Source organism: Micrococcus sp. KRD026, assembly GCF_017168445.1.
Taxonomy (GTDB): Bacteria; Actinomycetota; Actinomycetes; order Actinomycetales; family Micrococcaceae; genus Micrococcus; species Micrococcus luteus.
This window is the reverse complement of sequence record NZ_JABFBA010000024.1, coordinates 77,200-85,120: the sequence shown is the minus strand read 5'-3', so window position 1 is coordinate 85,120 and position 7,921 is coordinate 77,200. Positions and strand designations below refer to the sequence as shown.

The window sequence follows — 7,921 nt, the reverse complement described above, 5'->3', positions numbered from 1 at the left end:
GGTCGTGCGGGTGCTGCCCCGCTGGCGGGAGTGGCTGGAGCGCTGGCCCACCCCCGCGGACCTGGCCGCCGCCCCCACCGCAGACGTGCTCACGGCCTGGGACCGACTCGGCTACCCGCGCCGGGCCCTGCGCCTCCAGGAGGCCGCCCGGGCCGTCGTCGGGCGCCACGACGGCCGGGTGCCGGCCGACCCCGCCGCCCTGCGCGCCCTGCCCGGCATCGGCGAGTACACGGCCGCGGCGGTCGCGAGCTTCGCGTTCGGCGTCCCCGAGACCGTCGTGGACACCAACGTGCGCCGGGTGATCGCGCGCGCGGTCGCGGGTGAGGCCCTGCCCGGCAGGTCGCTGACCCGCGCCGAGATGCGCCGCGCCCAGGCCCTCATGCCCGAGGACCCCGCCCGCGCCAACGCGTGGAACGCGGCCGTCATGGAACTCGGGGCCCTCGTCTGCACCGCCCGCTCCCCCGCCTGCGACCGCTGCCCGCTGGCGGAGACGTGCGCGTGGGTCGCAGCGGGCTCCCCGCCGCCGGTGGAGGTGCCGCGCGGCCAGGCCTGGGCCGGCACGGACCGTCAGGTGCGCGGGGCCGTGATGGCCGCCGTCCGCGAGCACGGGCGCGTGGCCGAGGCGGAGGTGCCCGCCGTCGTCGTGGCCGGGGGGCGGCTCGGGTCGCACCGCCCCGACGACGCGCAGTGGGCGCGGTGCGTCGCCGGGCTCGTGTCGGACGGGCTGCTGGCCCGGGACGACGACGGCGGCCTCACCTTCCCGGCCTGACCTCGCCGGGGCCTGGGGCGGCCCGCGGTGCGGCGGCTCAGAGGCGGCGGATCATCCGCGTGTTGCCGAGCGTGTTCGGCTTGACCCGGGCGAGGTCCAGGAACTCGGCGACGCCCTCGTCCGTGGAGCGCAGCAGTTCCGCGTAGACCTCCGGGTCCACGGCGGACTGGTCCGCCATCACCTCGAAACCGTGCCGGCGGAAGAACTCGACCTCGAAGGTCAGGCAGAAGACCCGCTCGACGCCCACGGCCCGCGCACGGTCCAGCAGCTCCTCGATGATCAGGTGCCCGACGCCGGTCCCCCGGTGGGCCTCCGAGACGGCGAGGGTGCGGACCTCGGCGATGTCCTGCCACATCACGTGGAGGGCGCCGAAGCCGGCCAGGGTCCCGTCCGCCTCCTCGGCGACCACGAACTCCTGGATGGCCTCGTAGTAGGCCACCGCCTCCTTCTGGAGCAGCACGCGCTCCCGCGCCAGCGGCTCCACGAGCGCCTGGATGACCGGGACGTCCTGGGTCCGCGCCGAGCGGAGGGTGAGGGGGCGGTCGGCAGGCATGGGGTCCAGTCTAGGCACGGACATCCCGACCCCGGACAGACGGGAGCCCCCGTCCCGGCGGACCGGGCGGGGGCTCCCGCGGCGTCGACGGCAGGCTCAGGCCTGCTGCTCGCCCTCGTCCCCGGACAGGAACTTCTCCTGCGCGCCGTCGACACCCTTGTTCACGGTGTCGCCGTGCTCGCCGAGCTTGTCGCCGTGCTGCTCCTGAGCGTTGTCCACGGCCTCGTCGATCTTGTCCGAGTGCTGGTTTGCGAGGTTGTTCAGGTCACCGATACCCATGGGCGGCCTCCTTCTTCTCGGGGCTGCCCCGCAGCCGTCCCGGCGAGCGCCGGGTCGAAGCGGAGACAGGACCACCGTCGAGCGGTCACAGACCACAGTGGCACCGATCCCGCCGCGAGGGAACCCCTCTCGTGCCTCCGGAGAGGCGGGCCGGTTCAGCGGTCCTTCGCGAGGCCGTCCTTGATGCCGGCGGCGGTGTCGCGGACCTCGGCCCCGGCGTCCCCGCGGGGGCACGACGACGGCCCGCCGCCTCCTCCCCGAGGGGGAGGGGCGACGGGCCGTGGCCACCGGACGCGCGGTCCGGCGTCGTGGGTCAGACCCCGCAGGTCACACGGAGCGGTCGGCGTCCACCGGATCGCCGGCACCGGACTCGAGCTCGGCCAGGTCCGCACCCTCCAGGGCCTCCCGGCCGCCGGAGAACGCGAACGTCAGCTCGGCGCCCTCCCCCTCGCCCGTGGCGTCCACGGTGATGAGGGAGCCGGCCGGGATCTCGCCGAAGAGGATCTTCTCCGAGAGCTGGTCCTCCACCATCTGCTGGATGGTGCGGCGCAGCGGGCGGGCGCCCATGGCCGGATCGTAGCCGCGGTCCGCGAGCAGATCCTTGGCGGACTGGGTGAGCTCGATGGACAGGTCCTGCTCCGCCAGGCGCTTGCCGAGGCGGGAGACGAACAGGTCCACGATCTCCACGATCTCGTGCTTCTGCAGCTGCGGGAACACGATCACGTCGTCCACACGGTTGAGGAACTCGGGGCGGAAGTGCTGGCGCAGCTCCTCCTTGACCTTGCCCTTCATCCGCTCGTACCCGGTGGTGGTGTCCGTGGCCGACTGGAAGCCGGTCATGACGCCCTTGGAGATGTCCCGGGTGCCGAGGTTCGTGGTCATGATGATCACGGTGTTCTTGAAGTCCACCACACGGCCCTGCGAGTCGGTCAGGCGACCGTCCTCGAGGATCTGCAGCAGGGAGTTGAACAGGTCCTGATGGGCCTTCTCCACCTCGTCGAACAGCACCACGGAGAACGGACGGCGGCGGACCTTCTCGGTGAGCTGGCCGCCCTCCTCGTAGCCCACGTAGCCGGGAGGGGCGCCGAACAGACGCGAGACGGTGTGCTTCTCCTGGAACTCGGACATGTCCAGCGTGATGAGCGCGTCCTCGTCCCCGAAGAGGAACTCCGCGAGGGACTTGGCCAGCTCCGTCTTGCCGACGCCGGTGGGGCCGGCGAAGATGAACGACCCCGAGGGGCGGTTCGGGTCCTTCAGGCCCGCGCGGGTGCGGCGGATGGCGCGGGACAGGGACTTGATGGCCTCGTCCTGGCCGATCACGCGGCGGTGGAGCTCGTCCTCCATGTTGCGCAGGCGGTCCGTCTCCTCCTCGGTGAGCTTGAACACCGGGATGCCGGTGGACTTGGAGAGCACCTCGGCGATGAGGTCCTCGTCCACCGTGGCGACGTCGGCGTCCGCGCCGGTGCGCCACGCCTGCTCCTTCTCGCGGCGCTCGTCCCCGAGCTGCTGCTCCTGGTCCCGCAGGCGGGCGGCGCCCTCGAAGTCCTGGCCGTCGATGGCGGCCTCCTTCTGGGTGCGCACCTCCGCGATCCGGGACTCGTAGGCCTTGATCTCCGGCGGCACGGTCATGCGACGGATGCGCAGACGCGCGCCGGCCTCGTCGATCAGGTCGATGGCCTTGTCCGGCAGGTGCCGGTCGGAGACGTAGCGGTCCGCCAGGCCGGCGGCGGCCTTGAGCGCGCCGTCGGTGATGGAGACCTTGTGGTGCGCCTCGTAGCGGTCCCGCAGGCCGCGCAGGATCTCCGTGGCGTCCTCGACGGACGGCTCGGCGACCTGGATCGGCTGGAAGCGGCGCTCGAGCGCGGCGTCCTTCTCGATGTGCTTGCGGTACTCGTCCAGCGTGGTGGCGCCGATGGTCTGCAGCTCACCGCGGGCCAGCATCGGCTTGAGGATGCTGGCGGCGTCGATCGCGCCCTCGGCCGCACCCGCCCCGACGAGGGTGTGGATCTCGTCGATGAACAGGATGATGTCCCCGCGCGTGCGGATCTCCTTGAGCACCTTCTTCAGGCGCTCCTCGAAGTCGCCGCGGTAGCGGGAGCCGGCCACGAGGGAGCCGAGGTCCAGCGAGTAGAGCTGCTTGTCCCTGAGCGTCTCCGGGACGTCGCCGCGGTCGATCGCCTGGGCCAGGCCCTCGACGACGGCGGTCTTGCCGACGCCGGGCTCGCCGATGAGCACGGGGTTGTTCTTGGTGCGGCGGGAGAGCACCTGCATGACGCGCTCCATCTCACCCGCACGCCCGATGACGGGATCCAGCTTGCCGTCGTGCGCGGCCGCGGTGAGGTTGCGTCCGAACTGGTCCAGCACCACGGAGCCGGCGTTCTGGCCGGCCTCGCCGCCCTGGCCCACCCCGGCACCCGCGGTCTCCTTGCCACCCTGGGCGCCGCCCTGGTAGCCGGAGAGCAGCTGGATGACCGTCTGACGGACGCGGTTCAGGTCCGCGCCGAGCTGCACGAGGACCTGGGCGGCCACGCCCTCGCCCTCGCGGATCAGGCCGAGCAGGATGTGCTCGGTGCCGATGTAGTTGTGGCCGAGCTGCAGCGCCTCGCGCAGGGACAGCTCGAGCACCTTCTTGGCGCGCGGCGTGAAGGGGATGTGGCCGGGCGGGTTCTGCTGACCCTGGCCGATGTCCTCCTGCACCTTCTCTCGCACGGCGCCCAGGGAGATGTCCATGGACTCCAGTGCCTTGGCTGCGACGCCCTCACCCTCGTGGATCAGACCGAGCAGGATGTGCTCGGTGCCGATGTAGCTGTGGTTGAGCATGCGCGCCTCTTCCTGGGCGAGCACGACCACCCGCCGGGCGCGGTCGGTGAATCTCTCGAACATGGGCACACTCCTTGCGTACGGTCGTGGTCGACACTACGCACCCGGACCGCGTGCCGCGCGGCTGTTCGCCAGCGGGAGAAGCGGCCCGGCCGTCCTCGGGAGGGGCCGGAACGAGGCCCGGGGACGCCGATTCCTCGACGCACCCGGGCGGGACGCTCACTTGCGCTTCGCGTTGCGGTAGGCCTCCACCACGTCGCGGTGCAGGCGACCGCGGCTCGAGACCTCGTAGCCGTTCTCGGCCGCCCACTTGCGGATCTGGGCGGCCTCGACCTTGGGCGACGGCGGCGCCACGGCGCGGCCCTTCTTCATGTAGGGCTTCAGGAACTCACGGAGTTCCGCAGCGTGCTCCTTCGACAGGTCGATCTCGTAATTGCGACCGTCCAATGCAAAGTTCACGGTCTCATCTGCAGGCGAACTGTCAAGATCATCCACGAGGACCACTTCTACCTTCTGTGCCAACGGTGATTCCCACTTTCTTCTCTCGTGCGCGTGTCCCTGGGTTCCGGTCTTCGCTCTCGGGGTTCTTTCCCGCGTGCTCACGATTCCGGCCGTGCACTTGTGGTGATTCAAGAATACCGCAACGAAGCCGGGCAGAAGGATTCTTCAACGCCGGGGAAGGAATCTCACCGGGCGCGGTCCTCCGGATCAGCCCCCGGCCCTCCCTCGGCTCGGCGTCGGGCCGCCCACTCACGGGCCTCGGCCTCCTCGCGGGCCGCCCGCGCGTCCGCGCCCGAGAGCCGGCGGGCCTGACTCTCGCGCTCACCCGTGTCCGAACGCAGCAGGGAGCGCATCACCAGCCAGAAGATGAGCCCGAGGCCGATCGAGGGGGCGAGGACGGAGAAGTAGTCCCAGAAGGCGGCCATGTCAGGCCTCCGGCTTGAGCAGCGGGAAGAGGATGGTCTCGCGGATGCCGGCGTCCGTGAACAGCATCACCAGGCGGTCGATGCCCAGGCCGATGCCGCCCATGGGCGGGGCGCCGTACTCGAGGGCGCGCAGGAAGTCCTCGTCCAGCTGCATCGCCTCGTCGTCGCCGGCGGCCGCCATCGCCGACTGGGCGGTCAGGCGCTCGCGCTGGATGACGGGGTCGATCAGCTCGGAGAACGCGGTGCCGCGCTCCATGCCGCCGATGATCAGGTCCCAGGCCTCGATGACCCGGTCGTCCGAGCGGTGCGGGCGCGCGAGCGGCTGGGCGGCCGGCGGGTAGTCGTACACGAACGTGGGGTTCATCAGGGTGGGCTCCACGATCTCGCCGAACAGCTCGATCACGAGCTTCTCCGCGTCCCACGCGGGGTCCACCTTGACCTCGTGCTCCGCGGCGATCGCCCGCAGCGTCTCGGCGTCCGTCTCCGGGGTGATCTCGCGGCCCACGGCCTCGGACAGCCCCGGGTACACGGCGACCCAGGCCCACTCGCCGTCGAGGTCGATGACGCCCTTCGCGGTCTCGAGCCGACGCCCGGCGCCCACCGCGTCCGCGGCGTTGAGGATGATCTCCTGCATGCGCTCGGCCATGACGTGCATGTCCGCCCACGCCTCATAGGACTCGAGGGTGGTGAACTCGGGCGAGTGGGTCGAGTCCACGCCCTCGTTGCGGAACACGCGGCCGATCTCGAACACGCGGTCGATGCCGCCGACGACGGCGCGCTTGAGGTACAGCTCGGTGGCGATGCGCAGGGTCATCGGCTGGTCGAACGCGTTGAGGTGCGTCTCGAAGGGACGTGCGAGGGCGCCGCCGTGGACCAGCTGGAGCATCGGGGTCTCCACCTCCACGTAGCCGTGGCCCTCGAGGGTGCGCCGCACCGCCGAGGTGACCTTGGCCCGGGTGTAGACCATGCGGCGGGCCTCCTCGCGCACGATCAGGTCCGCGTAGCGCTGGCGGACGCGGGTCTCCTCGTTCAGATCCGCGTGCAGCACGGGCAGGGGGCGCAGCGCCTTGGAGGCCATCTCCCACGCCGAGGCCATGATGGACAGCTCGCCGCGGCGCGAGACGATCACCTCGCCGGTGACGGAGAGGAAGTCGCCCAGGTCCACGACCTTCTTCCACTCGGCCAGGGACTCCTCACCGACGGCGGCCAGGGACACCATGACCTGGAGGCGGACGGCCTCCCCGTCCGCGCCGGACTCCTGCAGGGTGGCGAAGCAGAGCTTGCCGGTGTTGCGGAGGAAGACGACGCGCCCGGTCACCGACACGGTCTCGCCCGAGGTCCAGTCGGGCTCGTGGCCGTCGAACCGCTCACGCACCTCGGCCAGCGCGTGGGTGCGCGGCACCTGCACGGGGTAGGCCTCGCGGCCCGAGGCGAGCAGCTGCTCACGCTTGGCGGCGCGGACGGCCTGCTGATCGTGGTGGTCGACGGCGGCGGAGGCGGAGTTCTGGGTGGTCACGGTCCCCGAGTCTACCGACGGCGCCCCGCCGGTCAGCCGCGCACCTCGGGGTTGACGAGGGCCGGGGCCTCCGCGCCCGTGGCCATGGCGATCGCGTTGCGCGCGGCCAGCTCGGCCATCGCGGCGCGGGTGTCCCGGGTGGCGGAGCCCAGATGCGGCAGGAGCATCACGTTCTCCAGCTCGGCCAGGCCCGGGGCGAGGGCGGGCTCGTCCTCGTAGACGTCCAGACCGGCGCCGAAGAGCCGCCCCTCGCGCAGGGCGGTGACGAGGGCCGCCTCGTCCACCACGGGCCCCCGGGCCGTGTTGACGAGGACGGCGTCGTCCTTCATCTTCGCGATCACGTCCGCATCCACGAGGTGATGGGTGTCGTCCGTCAGGGGCACGTGGAGGGACAGGACGTCCGCGACCTCGACGAGCTCCTCCCAGCGGACCTGACGGACGCGGCCGGCGAGGTCGCCGAGCTCCGCGGCCGCGACCTCCCGGTGCGCGGGCGGCCGCGGCGCGAACACGACCTCCATGCCGAAGGCGAGCGCACGCTCGGCCACCGCCTTGCCGATCCGCCCGAAACCGGCCAGGCCCAGGGTCGCGCCACGCACGTCCCGGCCCACGAGCAGGTCCGGCGCCCAGCCGTGGAAGCGTCCCTCGCGCACCATCCGCTCACCCTCGGGGGCACGGCGGGTCACCCCGAGGATCAGGAGCATCGCGATGTCCGCGGTGGCGTCCGTGAGCACGTCCGGGGTGTTGCCGACGGCGATCCCCCGCCGCGTCGCGGCGGCCACGTCCACGTTGTTGTAGCCGACCGCGTAGTTGGCGATGCCCCTGATCCGCGCGTCGGCGAGCACGTCGGCGGTGAACTTCTGGTCCAGGGCCGCGACGACGACGTCGTAGTCCCCCGAGGCCACCAGCCGCGCGAGCGCGGCGTCCCCTCCGACGTCGGCGCCGTCCACCACCTCTCCGGCCTCGCGCAGCATTCCGAGCCCGGGCTCAGGGAGGCGGGTCATGAGCAGGAAACGGGGGGTCACGGCGGGCCTCACTCTCGGATCGGGGCGGGGAGGACG

The 7,921-nt window shown here is 71.9% G+C and carries 8 protein-coding genes; 1 reads left to right on the top strand and 7 read right to left on the bottom strand.

The window, feature by feature from the left end:
* Positions 1 to 769: A/G-specific adenine glycosylase (locus J1M40_RS09025; RefSeq protein ID WP_206450717.1), on the top strand; the 769-nt coding region annotated here is incomplete at its 5' end.
* Positions 770 to 806: 37 nt separating this feature from the next.
* Here J1M40_RS09025 and J1M40_RS09020 read toward each other — a convergent pair.
* The 7 genes from J1M40_RS09020 to J1M40_RS08990 form a co-directional block, all read right to left on the bottom strand.
* Positions 807 to 1,322: an amino-acid N-acetyltransferase gene (locus tag J1M40_RS09020; RefSeq protein WP_002856080.1), complete on the bottom strand. Its 516-nt coding sequence runs from the start codon at positions 1,320 to 1,322 to the stop codon at positions 807 to 809.
* 96 nt (positions 1,323 to 1,418) lie between these two features.
* On the bottom strand, positions 1,419 to 1,601 hold the full coding sequence (locus tag J1M40_RS09015) for an Rv0909 family putative TA system antitoxin (RefSeq protein WP_041104640.1): 183 nt from the start codon (positions 1,599 to 1,601) through the stop codon (positions 1,419 to 1,421).
* 327 nt (positions 1,602 to 1,928) lie between these two features.
* Positions 1,929 to 4,484 carry an ATP-dependent Clp protease ATP-binding subunit gene (locus J1M40_RS09010; protein WP_041104641.1) on the bottom strand — a complete coding sequence of 852 codons (2,556 nt, stop codon included), beginning with the start codon at positions 4,482 to 4,484 and terminating at the stop codon, positions 1,929 to 1,931.
* Positions 4,485 to 4,640: 156 nt separating this feature from the next.
* Positions 4,641 to 4,943 carry an Lsr2 family protein gene (locus tag J1M40_RS09005; protein WP_069941092.1) on the bottom strand — a complete coding sequence of 101 codons (303 nt, stop codon included), beginning with the start codon at positions 4,941 to 4,943 and terminating at the stop codon, positions 4,641 to 4,643.
* Between the two features lie 164 nt (positions 4,944 to 5,107).
* Positions 5,108 to 5,347: a hypothetical protein gene (locus tag J1M40_RS09000; protein ID WP_041104642.1), complete on the bottom strand. Its 240-nt coding sequence runs from the start codon at positions 5,345 to 5,347 to the stop codon at positions 5,108 to 5,110.
* A 1-nt stretch (position 5,348) separates the two neighbouring features.
* Positions 5,349 to 6,863, bottom strand: coding sequence for a lysine--tRNA ligase (lysS, locus tag J1M40_RS08995; RefSeq protein WP_036384191.1), 1,515 nt, complete (start codon positions 6,861 to 6,863; stop codon positions 5,349 to 5,351).
* 32 nt (positions 6,864 to 6,895) lie between these two features.
* Positions 6,896 to 7,885: a D-glycerate dehydrogenase gene (locus J1M40_RS08990; protein WP_069941093.1), complete on the bottom strand. Its 990-nt coding sequence runs from the start codon at positions 7,883 to 7,885 to the stop codon at positions 6,896 to 6,898.
* Positions 7,886 to 7,921 lie beyond the last annotated feature (36 nt).

Bases quoted from the DNA above. Each gene is read 5' to 3' on its own strand.
- J1M40_RS09020 (WP_002856080.1), bottom strand. From the start codon at position 1,322: ATGCCTGCCGACCGCCCCCTCACCCTCCGCTCGGCGCGGACCCAGGAC.
- J1M40_RS09015 (WP_041104640.1), bottom strand. From the start codon at position 1,601: ATGGGTATCGGTGACCTGAACAACCTCGCAAACCAGCACTCGGACAAG.
- J1M40_RS09010 (WP_041104641.1), bottom strand. From the start codon at position 4,484: ATGTTCGAGAGATTCACCGACCGCGCCCGGCGGGTGGTCGTGCTCGCC.
- J1M40_RS09000 (WP_041104642.1), bottom strand. From the start codon at position 5,347: ATGGCCGCCTTCTGGGACTACTTCTCCGTCCTCGCCCCCTCGATCGGC.